14 protein-coding genes are annotated in these 16,993 nt (G+C 41.4%); 7 read left to right on the top strand and 7 right to left on the bottom strand.

The features are described 5' to 3' along the window. Positions 1–119 precede the first annotated feature (119 nt). Positions 120–545 carry an NUDIX domain-containing protein gene (locus H6F42_RS02625; RefSeq protein ID WP_190397810.1) on the bottom strand — a complete coding sequence of 142 codons (426 nt, stop codon included), beginning with the start codon at positions 543–545 and terminating at the stop codon, positions 120–122. A 57-nt stretch (positions 546–602) separates the two neighbouring features. On the opposite strand from H6F42_RS02625, the gene H6F42_RS02620 reads away from it, so the two are divergent. Beyond that, positions 603–1,313, top strand: a complete 711-nt coding sequence (locus H6F42_RS02620; RefSeq protein WP_190397809.1) for a M15 family metallopeptidase — start codon at positions 603–605, stop codon at positions 1,311–1,313. A gap of 35 nt (positions 1,314–1,348) precedes the next feature. Here H6F42_RS02620 and ispE read toward each other — a convergent pair whose 3' ends face one another. Together ispE and pipX are read right to left on the bottom strand one after the other, a co-directional pair. Next, complete coding sequence (gene ispE, locus H6F42_RS02615) at positions 1,349–2,257, bottom strand: 4-(cytidine 5'-diphospho)-2-C-methyl-D-erythritol kinase (RefSeq protein WP_190397808.1); 909 nt, start codon at positions 2,255–2,257, stop codon at positions 1,349–1,351. Beyond that, positions 2,254–2,523 (bottom strand): transcriptional coactivator PipX, encoded by a 270-nt coding sequence (gene pipX, locus H6F42_RS02610; RefSeq protein ID WP_190397807.1) that lies wholly within the window; start codon positions 2,521–2,523, stop codon positions 2,254–2,256. The genes ispE and pipX overlap by 4 nt, the downstream gene beginning before the upstream one ends. Positions 2,524–2,937: 414 nt before the next feature. Here pipX and H6F42_RS02605 point away from each other — a divergent pair, with 414 nt between their 5' ends. From H6F42_RS02605 to H6F42_RS02595, 3 genes are all read left to right on the top strand, one after another. Then, complete coding sequence (locus H6F42_RS02605; protein WP_190397806.1) at positions 2,938–3,345, top strand: hypothetical protein; 408 nt, start codon at positions 2,938–2,940, stop codon at positions 3,343–3,345. Positions 3,346–3,633: 288 nt separating this feature from the next. Further along, positions 3,634–3,816, top strand: coding sequence for a hypothetical protein (locus tag H6F42_RS02600; protein WP_190397805.1), 183 nt, complete (start codon positions 3,634–3,636; stop codon positions 3,814–3,816). After that, positions 3,816–4,856, top strand: coding sequence for a fatty acid desaturase (locus tag H6F42_RS02595; RefSeq protein ID WP_190397804.1), 1,041 nt, complete (start codon positions 3,816–3,818; stop codon positions 4,854–4,856). Before H6F42_RS02600 ends, H6F42_RS02595 begins: the two co-directional genes overlap by 1 nt. A 139-nt stretch (positions 4,857–4,995) precedes the next feature. Here H6F42_RS02595 and H6F42_RS02590 read toward each other — a convergent pair whose 3' ends face one another. From H6F42_RS02590 to thiS, 4 genes are all read right to left on the bottom strand, one after another. Then, the gene (locus tag H6F42_RS02590; protein WP_190397803.1) at positions 4,996–6,075 is read right to left on the bottom strand and encodes a GTP-binding protein; all 1,080 of its coding nucleotides are present in this window, start codon (positions 6,073–6,075) and stop codon (positions 4,996–4,998) included. A 73-nt stretch (positions 6,076–6,148) separates the two neighbouring features. Next, the gene (locus H6F42_RS02585) at positions 6,149–8,017 is read right to left on the bottom strand and encodes an EAL domain-containing protein (protein WP_190397802.1); all 1,869 of its coding nucleotides are present in this window, start codon (positions 8,015–8,017) and stop codon (positions 6,149–6,151) included. A gap of 74 nt (positions 8,018–8,091) precedes the next feature. Continuing rightward, positions 8,092–12,831: a PAS domain-containing protein gene (locus H6F42_RS02580; protein WP_190397801.1), complete on the bottom strand. Its 4,740-nt coding sequence runs from the start codon at positions 12,829–12,831 to the stop codon at positions 8,092–8,094. A 257-nt stretch (positions 12,832–13,088) separates the two neighbouring features. Continuing rightward, positions 13,089–13,292 (bottom strand): sulfur carrier protein ThiS, encoded by a 204-nt coding sequence (thiS, locus tag H6F42_RS02575; RefSeq protein ID WP_190397800.1) that lies wholly within the window; start codon positions 13,290–13,292, stop codon positions 13,089–13,091. Positions 13,293–13,385: 93 nt separating this feature from the next. Here thiS and H6F42_RS02570 point away from each other — a divergent pair, with 93 nt between their 5' ends. From H6F42_RS02570 to H6F42_RS02560, 3 genes are all read left to right on the top strand, one after another. Next, positions 13,386–15,893, top strand: coding sequence for an HAD-IC family P-type ATPase (locus H6F42_RS02570; RefSeq protein ID WP_190397799.1), 2,508 nt, complete (start codon positions 13,386–13,388; stop codon positions 15,891–15,893). A gap of 121 nt (positions 15,894–16,014) precedes the next feature. Then, entirely contained in the window at positions 16,015–16,530 is a 516-nt protein-coding gene (locus tag H6F42_RS02565) for a hypothetical protein (protein ID WP_190397798.1), read from the top strand. A gap of 67 nt (positions 16,531–16,597) precedes the next feature. Next, a complete protein-coding gene (locus H6F42_RS02560) occupies positions 16,598–16,975 on the top strand; it encodes a hypothetical protein (protein ID WP_190397797.1) in 378 nt (125 codons plus the stop codon). Positions 16,976–16,993 lie beyond the last annotated feature (18 nt).

Here is a 16,993-nt window from a genome sequence, read left to right as displayed (position 1 = left end):
AATTCATCTAGCAATTCTTTGCGAATATTCATCGGTTTTTGTGTTAGTTATTGTGTGGCTAGATTATCTCTCTGCATACATCCCAGACTTTACACATTTCACTTTACACTCTCATTTGTTCATCGGGTTAATAAATCTAACAATCCTTCTGGGACTAATCTCCCTTGCGCCACGAAATAGTCAAGCTTTTGCCATGTGGCAACAATCTCCGAACCATCTGTTTCTTGTCCAATAATTGTTTTCTCTGCATAAAGCTTTTTATCAACAAGTTGGGCATCGTAGATAAACACCACTTCGTGACCACGTTCTCCCTCAAAATCAAACAAGCTTTCTAAAACTCCCAATAGTTTTACGTCGATAAGGTCAGCCCCTATTTCCTCTTTAATTTCTCTAATGATCGCGTTTTGACTCGTTTCCCCAAATTCAATCGAGCCGCCTAAAGGTCTATAGAATATTGCGCCATTTTGAGAGTCTTCACCCCTAGCTACTAATATAGATTCCTTGTAAGAACACACACACATTGCCTTACAGCCAATTTTGTTCATCTTGCTTATTTTAGTTTGTGATCGCGAATTTAGTTTCATCAGAACCTATCACACATCATGTCAAAGCCTTATCAAAGTATCCCGATCTCTGATTGTGGTGAACCATTAGTAGCGATCGCCGCCAATTCTCTCAATGCCATGATCACCATCGATCCCCATCCCTATGTGTCCTTGCAAGCACCCTATGGCGATCGCTCTCCTTTTTGGGTGCGACAAGGCATTTTAGAAAGATTGCAAAAAGCCCAAGCTTACCTGCAAATCCTGCACTCTAATTGGAAAATCGCCCTTTTTGATGCCTATCGCCCGATTCCTGTGCAGCAATTTATGGTGGATTATAGTTTTGCTCAGCTAGCCGCCAGTAAGGGGCTAGATATTACCGCCCTTACTGAAGAACAGAAAAATGCGCTCATGGAAGAGGTGATGAAATTTTGGGCAATTCCTAGCGATGATCCGCGAACGCCGCCGCCCCACAGCACAGGAGCAGCGATCGATGTCACCCTTTACGAGCATTCTCCCGAAGGCATGATTCCTGTGGATATGGGTTCACCAATTGATGAAATTAGCGATCGCTCTTTACCGAATTACTTTGCTAGTTTTCGCAATGCTCAAGCCGTAGAGTTTCATCGCCATCGCGAGTTATTAAGCCAAGTCATGACCCATGGTGGATTTGTCAGACATCCCAATGAATGGTGGCACTTTTCCTATGGCGATCAACTGTGGGCATGGATTAGCCATGAGCAACTGGCGATCTATGGCGGCGTTAGCTAAAAAAAGTTGTCGGCGCGAAGCGCCGACAACTTTTTTTAAACATCGAAAATCGATCTAACTAAACTTTTGCCTACCCATACATCGATATCATCAGTCTGGATAGCTTCGGCAATTTTTTGGGCACGATCTAAATCCGCCGCGATCGCAAATATGGTCGATCCTGAGCCTGACATCATTGCTCCAAGACATTCTTGCTCCAGCAGCCTATTTTTAAGAGCATGAAGTTCAGGATAGGCTGGCAAAACCACTCTTTCTAAATCGTTATAGAGAAATCGCGATAGCTTAACCGCAGTGGACTCACCACCTGAGGCGATCGCCGCCACCATTTGGCTCGATAAATTTTGATTTTTAACTTGGCTAGTCGCCAGTAAACCCTGTGAACGGAAAGTTTGATAAGCCCATGCCGTCGCGATCGCAATCTGGCGGGGTTTACAAATTACGAGAACTAAATCCTTGAGATCGGGCAGTGGCGAAAGAACTTCGCCGCGACCTGTGGCGAGAGCCGTTCCACCCGTCACACAAAACGGAATATCCGAGCCTAACTGCGCCGCAAAATCACAAAGTTGCGATTGCGTAAGCCCTAGTTCCCAAAGGCGATCAATCCCCACTAAAACGGCTGCCGCATTCGATGAACCACCTGCTAGCCCTGCCCCCATCGGAATTTGCTTATCGATCGCAATTTCGATGCCACCAATATCGGGATAGACGCTCTGCATCAGGGCGGCAGCTTTGTAGACCAGATTGGTGCGATCGCATGGTACTTCAGGATTATTACAGGTTACTTGAATCTCATCCGTACCAATTTTCCGAATATCTAGGCGATCGCATAGATCAATACTCTGCAACACCATTACCAGATCGTGATAACCATCAGGTCGATTTCCCGTAATCTCCAGATAAAGATTAATTTTTGCAGCAGATTTAAGAGAAATACGCGAGGTCATTGTGAAAAAGTTCTCTTGTATATATGGTGAAGATTTTTTTGATCTGTGTCAGATCCACCACGACGCAGCGATCGCATTTGATTCTCGACCATCAGCTTGGCATCGGCTCGCGAAACAGGCTCAAATTGGACACCTTCAGGACTATTGGTAATCAGGAAGAATAACCTTTGTGCGTAGAGAGTTGTAAACAAACTACGAAACTCATCTACTCTACATAGGCGAGATAGCAAGCCAAAAGTAGGATGATTTAGATAATGTTCGGACATTTGGCGGGCTTGAAAAATTTGATAAATGTTCTAGAGAGAAAAAGCAGTTGAAAGAAAGGCTAAATAACAATTCCTGCACAAATCTTGATTTGTGCTGAAAACTTATTTATAAAGGTAAATCCTTTAAAAGGCGTGAATTTTTTCTGTATCGCAGATAACATGAGTTTAGCAAAAGCTTCATCATTGGACATTTAAGAAAATCTTAAAAACTCCCAGAAATTTAGACAATACAACCTATTCGGCAAAATTGCGATTAATATTTTGGTGGGTTTGGTGTGATTAATCAGAAAATGTTATCAAACCTTAACTGCTTTTGCGGCAAAAACCTATTAATTCGCGTTTTGTTTAAAATTCTTAAAATAAATCGTGAAGCCCTTGACATAATTGATCTTGCGAGCAAAATTCGAGCGACCTATGCACCCAAATCCACTTTCCCATGCATTTAAAACCTTGTTTGTCACTATTATCCTGATTGTCTGCTGCCTTGACATAAGTGGTCAAGCGATCGCTGCCGAACGGCGGGTTGTTATTCCCGCTCATGGTCAGCCAATTTTGAGTGGCAATATGCATGGCTCCGATTGGCTTGTTGCTGCGCCAGAATCTAAGCTAGCCTATTGCGAAGAAGCCTTTGCCGCCTTTCGTGGCTCGGCGGCGCAAAGCTACATCATTAGTCACAATATCCAAAGCTTGAATCCCCAAGGCTTATGCGATCGCATGGATCAGTACTACAGCCTCGAAGAATATGCTGATGATCGCCTTGGCTCAGCCGCCGCGATCGCCCCGATTTTATTTGCGGATACACCCATCGGCACTAAGTATTAAAGAATGAGTGATGGCGCGAAGCGCCATCACTCATTCTTGGGAAGTGGCTAAGCATGATTAATTACGAACTAAAACCCGTAAAGTTGCGCCCCGTAGGGGCGCAACTTTACGGGTTTTAGTAATTTATTTTGCGCAAGCACTTAATTAACAGTAAAAGCAAAGAAGAAAACTTGATCCGTATAATTACTCATTAAATATGTTTATGGATATACAAAAATACACATAACATAAGCTAGAATCTGAGTCATAAATATTTTTGTGGTGTTATTGCAGCGTTTTAAAAGAAGTATGAGCAAACAAACTGAAGCCCCAACAAAAGAGATTTTTTCATTGAACGTAACCGCCAAAAAACTATATTCTGAAGAAGTTCAAGCAGAACTGGCTGAATTACAATCAGATATCGATGTTCTTTTACAGCAATTGCAAAGCTTGAGCAGTCAACGTTTGACCGCAGTAGGGAGTGCTCAGTAGTGGTTGCCATACAAAATTCCTCACATACTCTTACACCTGAGACAACTCTTCGCGACATCATCAAAACTATACCTTCTGAGTATTTTGAGAAAAAACCTCTCAAAGCTTGGTTTGGAGTTTTACTATCCCTAACAGCCGCCGCATTAGGCTACGCAAGTATTGCCTTTTCGCCTTGGTACTTACTACCCTTCGCTTGGATTTTTACAGGTACGGCTCTCACGGGTTGGTTTGTAATTGGTCATGACTGTGGACATCGCTCATTTTCTAACAAAAATTGGGTTAACGACCTCGTCGGACATATCGCTTTCTTACCATTGCTCTATCCCTTCCACGGCTGGCGCTTCAAGCATGATCATCACCACTTGCATACCAATAAAATGGGTGAAGATAATGCTTGGTATCCTTTCACCGTTGAAGAATATGAACAGGGCAAAGGTTTAATTACCAATATCTATCGTCTAATTCGTACCCGTTATTGGTGGATTGGTTCGATTATTCATTGGGCTAACTTACACTTCAACGCCAGTATCTATCCTGAGCGTCAGCAAGAGCAAGTAAAGTTTTCCTATCGCCTAGTAATTGCTTTTGCGGCGATCGCGATTCCTGTTTTGATTTACACCACAGGCTTTACAGGATTTATTAGCTTCTTCTTGATGCCTTGGTTGGTATATCACTTCTGGATGAGTACTTTCACAATTGTTCACCACACCATGCCCGATATCCAATTTAAGGATAAGGACAAATGGATTGCGGCTACTGATCAGTTAACTGGTACTGTGCATTGCGACTATCCTGCTTGGGTGGAAATTCTATGTCACGACATTAACGTGCATGTTCCTCACCACGTATCTACGGGTATTCCTTCCTATAATCTACGTCTAGCACATAAGTCTCTTGATGAGAATTGGGGACAATATATGTACAAGACTAAGTTCTCATGGGAGTTAATGAAAGATATTGGCGATCGCTGCCATATTTATGATGCGGAGAAGTGCTATAAAGCTTTTGATGAAGTTGATACTGCCTCTAAATCAGCTTAGTTAACATCAAGTCTATTAATAAAGCCCAAGAAGAGAAGGTCTGCGCTTAGCGCAGACCTTCTCTTCTTGGGCTTTGATCTAGCAATCCCAGTAAGGTTTTTCAAAGGAAGAAATGGCGTAGCCATTTCTTCCTTTGATATTAAATCAAGCAACCTAGAAAACCTTCGCGCAACTTCGCCTCTTCCAGATGTCTACCGATAAAAACTAATTGATTTTTGCGAAGTTCGTTTTCTTTCCAAGGGCGATCGCGCGTGGCATCAAACTGCATATGCACACCCTGAAATACCAAACGCTCCTCAGAACCAGAGAAATTGATAATTCCCTTAGAACGAAAAATATCTTGACCTTGAGTTCTCAATAACTCGCTGATCCATGCTTGAAACTTGTAAGGATTGACGGAGCCAGCTTCTAAGATGCTGACCGAGCCGACTTCCTCGTCATGGATATGGTGTTGATGTTCGTGATGCTCATGTTCATGGTGGTCGTGATCATGCTCATGATGCTCGTGTTCATGGTCGTGATGCTCATGGTCGTGATCATCTTTGATTTGAGCAGCAAGAAATTCAGGATTCTTCTCAAGGATTCGATCAAGGTCAAACCCACCAACATTGAGAACTTTGTTAATGCTGTCTTCAATATTTTCGGTATTAGCTTGGTTTAGCTGAACCCGATCAACTCTTGCTAAAACATTCAAATGCTTGATTTTTGCTTCGAGTTCGTCTAGTTCCGCAGAAGTAACTAGATCGGTCTTGTTGAGCAAAATTACATCCGCAAAGCCAATTTGCTCCAGAACTTCGCGATCGCCCCAATGTTGTTGGACGTGCTTAGCATCCACCACCGTGACCACCGCATCAAGCTCCACTTGTCGATGAATATCTTCATCCATAAAGAAAGTTTGAATCACGGGGCCAGGATCGGCTAAACCTGTGGTTTCAATGAGGAGGTGATCAAATTTGTTGCGGCGGCGCATCAGGTTGCCAATGATCCGAATTAGATCGCCACGCACGGTGCAGCAAATACAACCATTATTCATCTCAAAAATTTCTTCGTCAGCACCAATTACTAATTGCTGATCGATACCGATTTCGCCAAATTCATTAACAATGACAGCAACCTTTTTGCCATGTTCAGCCGTAAGAATATGATTTAGTAAAGTGGTTTTGCCTGCGCCAAGGAAGCCTGTCAGGACGGTAGCGGGAACTTGTGATGTTGCGATCATAGCTAATGTTCAGATGCCGAAGATATCTGTAAAATTGTTATGACAAGATTATAGCGTTCTTATTTTCGATGATTTAGCAAGAGCTGCACGATTCAAGCAAATATTTTGCAGCCTTCGCGTCTAGAGGCTGTGATAAAAGGTATCCTTGCCCATAGTCACAAGAAAGCGATCGCAAAATTTGTTTTTGTTCTTCTGACTCAATTCCTTCGGCAACTACATCCATATGTAAACCATGGGCGAGATTAATGATTGTGTTAATAATGCTGTTGTTAGAGTTGGCTTCCAGATCTTTGACAAAGGCTCGATCAATTTTTAAGGTGTGAATCGGTAGTTCGTGCAAACGACTTAACGAAGAGTATCCCGTGCCGAAGTCGTCAATACAAAGTTTAATATTGAGGCTCTTTAATTGTTCAAGGGCGATCGATTCGATGCTAGAGGATTCTAGAAGGCAGCTTTCCGTAATTTCCAGTTTCAAGCAATTACTCGGCAGTTGACAATCATCTAAAATCTGTTGAACATTTTGAGCGAAGTTTACCTGTTTAAGTTGAATTGGTGAAATATTTACATTTATCCATAGAGAGTTAAGGAAGTCATGGTTAACTCCATCGCGATCGCGAAAGTATTTACACCAAGTTTGGAATTGACTCAAGGACTCGCGCAACACCCACCAACCCAAAGAGTTGATTAAACCAATTTCCTCGGCGATGGGAATAAACTTAGATGGAGATATTAACTTTCCTGAGGGATGATTCCAGCGTACTAAAGATTCAAAGCCACGAATTTGATTAGATTGCAAACAAAAGATGGGCTGATAGTACATACAAAATTCTTGACGTTCGATCGCCCGCCGTAAATCATTTTCGAGATCTAATCGGGCGATCGCCACCTCCCGAATATCAGGGTTAAACACATCATAGCGTCCACGTCCTTTGTGCTTAGCCTGATACATGGCAATATCCGCGTCTCTAAGAATATCTTCAGGCTGTTGATAATCCTGAGAACCAATAGTAATACCGATACTGATGCTGACAAATAGTTCGTAATCGTGGATCTTAAAAGGATTGGCTAGCTCCATTTGAATATGATCGGCTAGATCGGTTGCTTCTTCAAGATTTTGAATATCTTCAAAGAGAATGATAAATTCATCGCCACCAAATCTAGAAACATTAGCACGAGAGGGCAAAGAGGCTCTCAGTCTGCGCGTAGCTTGCTGAAGTAACTCATCACCGACTAAGTGACCGAGACTGTCATTAATTACTTTAAAGCGATCGAGATCGGTAAATAGAACCGCATAAAGTTGATTTTGGGTAGTTAAATATTGCAAACGTTGCATCAACCAAGCTCGATTTGGTAAACCTGTAAGCGTATCGTGAAAAGCTTCATAGGCAAGTCTTTGTTCTCTTTGCAATAATTGAGCCTGAGCTTTTTGTAAATCAGAAAGCGCTCCCGAAAGCTCCATTGTTCGCTCGTTAACGCGATTCTCTAATTCTTGAGCAAAGCTTTGCAGTTGTTGATTTTTTTCCTGTATTTGCCTTGTTAAAAAACTAACTTGTAAATGGGTATTTACTCTAGCGACAACTTCATCGCGATCAAAGGGTTTCGTGATATAGTCTACGGCTCCTAGTTCAAATCCCTTAACCTTGTCTAAGGTGTCAGAAAGAGAAGTCATAAAAATGATGGGGATTTTGCTGGTTTCTGGCGTGCTTTTTAAGATTTTACAAGCTGAAAACCCATCCATAATTGGCATCATGACATCTAAAAAAATGAGATCTGGTCTAACATAAATAGCCTGCTCGATCGCACTTTCCCCATCAACAGCAACTAAAATTTCCCAATTATTATTAGCTAAACTTCCAGATAAAACCTTAAGATTATTCGGATTATCATCGACGATTAATATCTTACCTAATATTTCTTTATTCGACATGTTTTTAGTATTCATCACTTTAATTTAAATAATTTGCGAGAAAGGCAGGGTGATTAAGCTCCTTGTTATCAGCTTGTGTTTCTTATGACTCATTGAGGATTGCTATAAGACTTAATAAATTCTTTTATTTTCTTGATTTGAAAATCATTTGCCATCTTTTGTAACTCCTGAGCAAAAGGTGCGAAATTAAGACTTTGCTTTTCAAGGTCGATGGAACGTTCAATAATGCCATTAATATTCCCTTGCATTACCAGATCGTAAAGAAATTCTATTTCGGAAGTTGGTGGAGCTTTCATAGTTTTTTGATTGATTGTAGAAATTTCATTAGTTGAATTATTTTCTAATAGGTTAGAACCTTGAGATGGTTTTATTTCTTCATATATCCAGTTTATTTGGAGATGCTCTTTGATTTTATTTAGCAAATTGTCAAATTGAATTGGCTTAGGTAAAAAATCATTACCTCCTATTTCCAGACTTTGATTTTCATCTTTACTAAATGCGCTTGCCGAAGTAACGATAATGACCACATTATGGAACTCGGGCGATCGCCTAAATTGTCGAATCATTTCAAAACCATCCATCACTGGCATAACTAAATCAGTAATAATCAGATCAGGTTTTACCTCGGACACTATATCTAGAGCCTCTTTGCCATTATTTGCCTCAACAATCGAAAATCCAATTTCTTCTAGTAACTTTACTAACACCATCCGATTTTCCCACTTATCATCAACCAATAAAACTGTTTGCTTTCTGCCTTCAAATCCTATGATTTTGCGTTGTTTAGATTGGCTATTAGTTTGGATGCAATCGAAGTCAACATTTGTCGCTTTTAAATTTAAATCAAGCCAAAATGTACTACCTTTTCCTAGTTCACTTTTAACCTGTATGGAACTGCCCATAAGAGCCGCAATATTTTGGCTAATTGCTAAACCCAAACCCGTACCTTCAGATTTTGATTGCGAATTACCTGCTTGCTCAAAGGGGGAAAATATATTTTCTAGAAGTTCTCTACTGATCCCAATCCCTGTATCTTCCACTTGAAATCGAATTTTGTGTATATTTTGAATCTGGCGATCGCCTAAATCTGAATAAGTAATATCTGGGGCGATTGCCTCAACCCTAAAGGTAACACCGCCATTGTCCGTAAATTTAATCGCATTACCGATTAAATTTAGTAGAACTTGGCGGAGACGCTTATCATCGGCAATGATCCCAACGGGCAAATTACCCGAAGACAAATAGGTAAATGTGATGCCTTTCTGCTCTGACCTAACCGCACAAATTTCGACAACACCTTGCAAGAAACCGAGAAGATGAAAATCACTTTCAATTAACTCCATCTTTTGGGCTTCAATTTTTGATAAATCCAGAATATCCGCAATTAGATTCAACAAATGATGGCTACATTGCCTGATCACATTAATGCCTTCGATTTGCTTAGGGTTTAAATTGCGATCGCGTTGCAAAATCTGCACATAGCCAAGAATGCCATTAAGGGGCGTTCTTAATTCATGGCTCATGTTTGCTAAAAATTCGCTCTTAGCCCTATTTGCCGAATCTGCATCCTCTTTTGCCTTAGCAAGTTCAAACTCAGCTTGCTTACGAGCCGTGATGTCTGTATGCGAGCCAATCATCCTGATGGGCGTTCCGTTATTAAAAAGAGCCATTCCCCTCGCTAAAATCCATTTGTAAGAGCCATCTTTACAACGGACTCGATGCTCGGCGATGTAGTGAGGAATTTCTCCCGCCCAATAGCTTTCGACCGTAGACATCACCCGATTAAAATCTTCGGGATGTACTAACTTAATCCAAGAATCAACATCTGGAGTTAGTTCGTTCTCTGTATACCCCAACATCGTCTTATATCTAGCAGAGAAAAACACTGCATTGGTTGTGCAGTCCCAATCCCAGATCCCATCGTTATTGCCTTCTAGCACTAGTTGCCAACGTTTTTCGCTTTCTTTTAGCTGCTGCTCCGCGAGATTTCTGTTAGAAGATTCGATCGAGAGAATTACTAAATCGCCAATCGACCTAGCAAAGCTCTGCTCTTCTAAAGTCCATTTTCGGAAGTATCCTGTATGTTCAATGCACAACACACCGATCGTCATTTCATCTCGACGAATGGGAATTTCTAGCATAGATTTAATCCCCAATACTGAGAGATAATCGGTGGCAAGCTCACAGGTTCGCGGATCGGTGATTGCGTCAGTAATAGGTAGTACCAATTCAGATTGTAATGAGGCAAGATAGTTAGGATAATTAGCGATCGCTAAGTCTGGCTCAGTGATATGTTGATGAGAACTCAAGATAAATTGATCTAAACATTCCCAATAAACACTCTTATGCTTTGCCATCCAAAGACTGGCTCTTTCGGTATTAAGGATTTGGGCAAGTGTTTCGGTTAAAAGTCTAATATTTGCCTTTAAATCTCCTAATCGCAGCTTCTCGTCTCCCGCTAATTTTGCTAAAACTTGGTTATGTAAGCTAAGGGTAGCCGCACGTTTCTGTAACTCTTCTTCATACCTACGGCGATCGGTGACATCTGTATGAGAGCCAATCATTTTGATCGGTTTGCCCTGTTCATTAAATAGAGCTTTTGCCCTCGCCAAAATCCATTTATAACTGCCATCTTTGCAACGTAATCGATGCTCCAGCACATAAGTAGATGTCTTTTTGTCGAGGTAGTCATTTGTAGTGTTGATTGCTAATTCTAAATCTTCAGGATGAATAAGGCTGTGCCATGTATCAGCATGAGGAACTAATTCATTTTCCCCATAACCCAGCATTGTCTGGTAGCGAGGCGAATAAAATGCTTCATTGGTCTGACAGTTCCAATCCCAAATACCATCATTATTTCCTTCTAGGGCTAATTGCCAACGTTCTTCGCTCTCTTTTAGTTGTTGTTCTGCTAATTGACGATTTGCACTTTCGATCGCCAGAGCTACGAGATCACCAATTGAGCGAGCAAAACTTTGGTCGAGCAAAGACCAATTTCTCGGTTCGCCCGTATGCTCAAGACAAAGCATTCCCACCAATTCGTTATTCTGGCGCAGAGGTATTTCTAAAATTGAGGTAATACCAAGCTGAATAAGATAATCATCAATTAGCTCACTAGTGCGATCGTCATTTAAAGCATCATTGACGGAAATCGCTAACTCAGTTTTTAATTTCCCCAGATACTGAACAGTTTTCGGTATGGAATTAGATTCGGTAGCATGAGTCTCTGAGCTTAATAGGAACAAATCTAAGCAAGTCCAATTTTCTTTGTCCCCTTTACCCAGCCAAATACTACTACGCTCAACCTTAAGCGTTTTGGATACCGCTTCAGTGAGCATTTTCACACAAATATCTAGATTGCCTCTAAGGATTGATTCTTCCTTAGCCAGACTATTCAAAACTTGATAGTGTTGGCTGACTATAACTGCTTTCTCTTGCAATTCATTTTGAATAGCGATGCGATCGCGTATTTCATTTTCTAGTTCACTTGTCCGTTCTTCGACCTTACGTTCTAGCGATCGCGAATAATCCTGTAATTGTTCGCGAGATTGACTTAGCTGCAATCTCATGCAATCTAAAGACTGCGCGAGGATACTTATTTCGGCAATTCGAGAAGTGGGGATCGGCTGCTCGAACTTTTCAGAGGCGATCGCTAAACTAACATCTCGTAATTGGAAGATTGGTTTAACAATTAATCGAGTGGTCAGAATACCTAAAATGATTAAAATACCACCAACAAAAATGCATAACCACAGAATAAAATTCGCCCCGTCGTATGCCTTTGAGAGAATATCTGACTCAGGAATAACAATAAAAATATACCAGTCTAATCCCGCAGAATCTCGATAGGGATATATTTCTATAATTTGTTTCTCTTGATTTGTGTTGCCATTAATACTTTGAGGGATATCGATTTCTAGCTGAGCCATACCGCCAATCTCCTCTAGTTTGCCAAGCTGATTTTTAGTAGCAACTATGGTTTCTCGAATAACCAGATTATCGCTTTGACTGGCTTTAATTCGTTGAAAATCTTCCCCCTGTTTGATAGTTAATGGAGTCATTTTTATGGATGAGGCTACCATCAAACCTGATTTCTCAATGATAAAAATTTGACTGGAAGGAGTGAACTGAGTTTTCCCAAGAAGTTCGCTAATTTTGCTTAAATTTAAACCTGCGGCGATCGCATGGCGTGGATTACCTTGGTTATCAAAAAGAGCTTGAGTGGCAGAAATACCCAGATCTTTGCTATTAGCCAGTAGATAAATATCAGTCCATACCAAGTCTTTATTAGCGATCGCTTTTTGATACCAAAGACTAGTGCGGGGATCGTAATTTAAATCCTTGGAATTCCCTGAAATCAAGCTTCCGTTAGGATTGGATTGATACCAACTTACCTTTGGAAATTCATCAGTGATTTTTAATATAAATCCATTGTCTTGACGAGTGAGACCAATGTAGTTGCCCCCTTTATCCCCTACATTAATATCATCTATCGTGGAAAAGACATTGGATAATCTCTTGAATTGCTGAATAATATCCGAAGACAACTGTGTGTCAATGGGATCGGATTTCCGAGCTTGAATATTCAGCTTGACCGCCTGTATTGGCGATCGCAAGTAATCATTAATTTCTTGTTTTAAAGCTCTAATCGTATTAGCTCTTAATTTACTACTAAAATCATTAGCTTTTTTTTGTTCATTTTGAAAAGAGAAATATCCAATCGTCCATACAGCCGCAATTATTTGAAGAATAAACGGAAAAGTCATTAGTAATCGGATTGAGACTTTTCTGAATTTTTGGTTTTCTGGATTAGCTGTATTTTCAAGCATGTAGATTTAGCTTGGATCTTGCTGAACGTAGTCTGTAAAAAACTTTTTATATCCGTATTTTGGCTTAAGTTAGCCAAATACATTAGTCTTCTACGATACGTCAACAGGTCTAGAGAAAATTTTGAAAGTGCCGCAAAGCGGCGCTTTCAAAATTTTCTCTCTATCTTCTGATTCCTTCTTAATGAATTGAAAACTAAGCCCCGTAATGGCTGTAAAAAATCTCTCGGTTTGAATTTGAGCGCAAAACGATGGAATATTTAGCCGCCACCTACGATAGTTACTACTTCTAAGCGATCGCTGTTTTGGATAATAGTATTTTCCCAAAGTTGACGATGTAAAATCTCGCCATTGTATTCCACCGCCACTAAGCGAGGATTTAATCCTAAATGTTTCAGCAATTCGATCATATTAAGATTTGACGCGCATGTGCAATCATCACCATTTACTTGCAATGTAATCATAGATATTAAGTTTAAATTCTGATTTTTAATATTGTCTTAGAGAATTGTCTGAGAGATCTTATACTTCAATACTAAAACGATACCTGTGTGTCTATGTCTCAACCTACATCAGCAAACACGCCAGACTTACCAGCGATCGCCTCAGATCAGATCGACATTAATCCAGATCTCGGTTTAACTGAGGCTGAAGTAGCGGACAGAAAGCGACGTGGTGATATTAACGTCGTGGTCATGCGATCGAGTCGCACCTACAAGGATATCTTCCAAGAAAACGTTTTTACTTTATTTAACGTTACCTTTGGGGTGGTTTTAATCCTGTTAATGATCTTAGGTCAAATTACTGACGCTATTTTTTCGGGCTTTTCGGTATTTATGAATATTCTGGTGGGAGTTACCCAAGAAATTCAAGCGAAGATGACCTTAGATAAATTAGCTCTGCTGTCCGTGCAGAAGGTCAAAGTGCGGCGAGATGGTCAATCCCAAGAAATTCCTGTGGGCGAGGTAGTACGGGATGATTTGATTGAGCTAAACCCAGGCGATCGCGCCCCTGTCGATGGGGCGGTCTTAATTTCGCAAAATGTGGAAATGGATGAATCACTCTTAACAGGAGAGTCCGATCCCGTGGCGAAGCAACTAGACGATATTGTGCTTTCTGGTTCCTTTTGTTTGGCTGGGAGTTGTGTATTTCGTGCCGACAAGATTGGCAATGAAAGCTATGCGGTGAAACTATCGCAGTCATCACGGGTATATAAGCGCGTATTTACGCCCCTCCAGAAAAAGATTGATATCTTAGTGGAGATTTTTATTCTTGTGCTTATTGTGGCTGCTTTCCTACACATTGCCTCTAGCCTCAATTCGGGGCGAACAATGGTGGATACGATTCGCTATGCATCGGTAATTATCAATAGTTTTGTTCCCGCAGGACTAGTGCTATCGATCAGTGTCGCCTTTGCGATCGGCGCAGTGGAAATCAGTAAAAGAAGGACGCTCATTCAAAAAATCAATGCAGTGGATTCAATGAATAGTGTGCGGATTCTCTGCACCGATAAAACTGGAACCTTGACCCAAAACAAGCTAGTTGTGAAGTCAATCATTCCTTTAGGAGATACCGATGAGGATTCTCTGCGCGAACTCATTGCGCTATATACCAACCTCATGGGAACGCAAAATAGCAGTGCTAAGGCAATGGCAGCCTATACCGATCAACCGCGATCGCTCGCTAAATTTGTGAGTGAAGTTCCCTTTAGTTCTAGTCGCAAATGGGGCGCGATCGTCATTGATATTGGCACAACGATTATGGTCGGTGCGCCTGAAATTTTATTCACGAGTTCAGAAATGCAGGAGGAGGCAAAGCAATATGCAAGACAGGGGCTACGGGCGATCGCCGTGGTAACCAGTGAAGAGGGGATTGATACCTCTGAAAAAAATCCTGCCTTGCCCAATAATCGACGCGATCGGGGCATTGTTTTACTAGAAGATAGTTTGCGTCCCGATGTAATTGAGACAATTGCGGAATTACAAAATCAAAATATTCGCCTCAAAGTAATTTCTGGCGATAGTGTCGAAACCGTTACTTCGATCGCTCGACAGGCCGGGATCGCGGTTCCTGCTGATGCCGTATTCACCCAAAAGACTCTAGAAGCAATGGATAACGCCACCTTTAGCCGTTCGGCTGCCTATGGCTCAGTTTTCGGGAGGATCACTCCCGACATGAAGCGCCGCCTCATCTCCGCCATGGTGAAGCGGGGTGGCTATGTGGGCATGGTCGGCGATGGTGTCAATGATGTGCCTGCCTTTAAGGAAGCGCAATTGGCGATCGCGATGAATGACGGCGCACAAATTAGCAAAGATGTTGCGGATATTGTGTTGTTAGATAATAACCTCTCCGCTTTGCCACAGGCTTTTAGTGCAGGAGATGACATTAAGCAAAAAATTCTCTCTTCTGCTTTGCTCTATCTCACCAAAAACATTATGGTGATTTTGACAATTTCCTTTGTAGGATTTGTGCAACTTCCATTTCCCATTGAGCCACGTCACATGACGATTATTACGATGGCAGTGGTAGGCTTCCCGACTATTTGGATTGCCTTTGGTTGGCTAAAACCTCGAAGACTGGAAAATTTCCTGCGTGACGTGTTGGGCTATAGCTCCCTTGCAGGAATATTCGGCGCGATCGCCATGACCATTGGATATGTAATGTCCTATTACTTCAGTGGATGGGCTTTGCTTAAGGTTCCCAATGGTTCAGCGATGATCAATTCCGATGCTTTCCAAGATATTGCTAGGGGACAAGCCCAATGTGTGAGTACGCTCATTGGCACAATTTTCTGTCTCTTCGTCTTTTGGAGTCTTACGGATATTTCTATCTGGAAAATCAAGACCTTCTTCAAAAATTTAACAGCTTCTATTTTGGGTATTGTCTCGGTCGGATTATCCATAGTCCTGATGTTGGGATTTCCCGCATTTTTTCAAGTAGAAGTTCCCGATCAGTTTGGTTGGACAATGATAATTTTCTTACCAACTTCCTGTTATTACGTTTTGAGAATGTTGCAATCTAGCAAATTACTCCGTCATTTGCCACGCTATCTCAGCCAACCGTAATCTAGCGCTTGGTGCTTTCTTGAAATCCAGATAAATCTTGAAAAAGCTTGTTTCGCAAGCTTTTTCAAGATTTATCTGAACTACCCAAAAACTAAACAGGCTGTATCTATCAGGAAAATATATGAAAACAAAATCATCTCAACGTCCTATTGCCATTACGATTTTGGCGACTGCCATGATTGGAAATAGCGTCTTATTAATTAGCGATCGCCTACTTAATTTCTATATCTATCGCTTGATAGAGAGCTATTCTCCCCTAGTAGATAGTAGTTCTATTAACCTCCAGTTAGTTTCAGGTATTGCCTTTCTGGGATTTGGTGTCGTGCCAATCGCCCTAGCGATCGGGCTATGGCATTTAAAATCTTGGGCAAGATTTCTCAGTATTTTTCTCTTTAGCTCCGTAATGTTTCCCGCGATCGCGACCTGTTTAGGTTGGATTTCGCCACCCTCAGCAACTAAACTCTTAGAAATACCCACAGTTTTCGATGAAGTTCTTCAAGTCGATACTTCCGCACCGATCTCGCGACTGATCCTTCTAAATCCCTATATTGCGATCGGTAGTGCGATCGCCCTAGTAATTTTGCTCACGCCTGCGATCGGTAAAGCTTTTCGCGATCGGCTAACATCTTCCCAGTGAATACAGCAACTGCTCTCGATAGAACTTTGAACAAAAATCTGATTCCTTATTAAATCGCAGAACCTTTATGGCTAACATTAGCGGTACTTGGCTTGGCACTTACTGGCAACAGGAAAATCCCACCCGTTTTGAAGCAACATTTGTCCAAAACGGTAATACTATTTTCGGAAATATTTTAGATGATGGTGGATTAGGTGAGGCAACAGTTCAGGGAGAGGTGATTGGGCGCAAGATTAGGTTTGTCAAAACCTATGTAGATGCCAATAAGAAACTCGCTTCGGTTAATTACAACGGGACGATCGCCGAAGATGAAAACTCCATGTCTGGTAAATGGGACTTCTTTGGCAGGTTCGGCTTTGAGTCATGGGAAGCCCAACGCAGCAATCAAAATCTAGAATCGGAATTAAATAAGTACATAAAAAATAAAGTCCCTGTTGGCGTATGAAAAAACGGCATAGAATGC

It is taken from the genome of Pseudanabaena sp. FACHB-1998 (assembly GCF_014696355.1).
Lineage (GTDB): Bacteria > Cyanobacteriota > Cyanobacteriia > Pseudanabaenales > Pseudanabaenaceae > Pseudanabaena.
Note: the sequence above shows the minus strand (reverse complement) of the source record. Positions and strands in the feature narration are given on the sequence as shown.